This window comes from Mesorhizobium sp. M4B.F.Ca.ET.143.01.1.1 (genome assembly GCF_004792275.1).
In the GTDB taxonomy this organism is placed as follows: domain Bacteria; phylum Pseudomonadota; class Alphaproteobacteria; order Rhizobiales; family Rhizobiaceae; genus Mesorhizobium; species Mesorhizobium abyssinicae.
The window spans coordinates 1-309 of record NZ_SRSR01000270.1; the positions used below are offsets into that span (position 1 = coordinate 1).

General features: G+C 66.3%; 1 pseudogene. It reads right to left on the reverse strand.

Annotated elements, in window-relative coordinates:
- Window positions 1–309 (reverse strand): annotated as a pseudogene (locus EN786_RS36945) (bifunctional uridylyltransferase/uridylyl-removing protein); the annotation flags it as partial.

Here is a 309-nt window from a genome sequence, read left to right on the forward strand (position 1 = left end):
CGGATGAATTCGTCGTGGCGCAGCTGATCCGCCACGTCGACGGTCAGCAGATAGTTCTCATAGTGCTGCGCGACATAGCGCTTGCGCTCCTTGGCCGGCCAGGCCGAGAGCGCCTCGGCCAGCCGCTCGCGCGCGGCGGCGGTGCGTTGCGCACGCGACACTTCCGAGAAGCCGCCAGTCAGCAGCAGCTCGGTCTCGTAATAGAGCGTGCGCAGCAGCTGCCCTTTCCAACCGTTCCACACACCCGGCCCGACGCCGCGTATGTCGCAGACGGTGAGGACCAAAAGCAGCTTCAGCCGCTCGACCGAC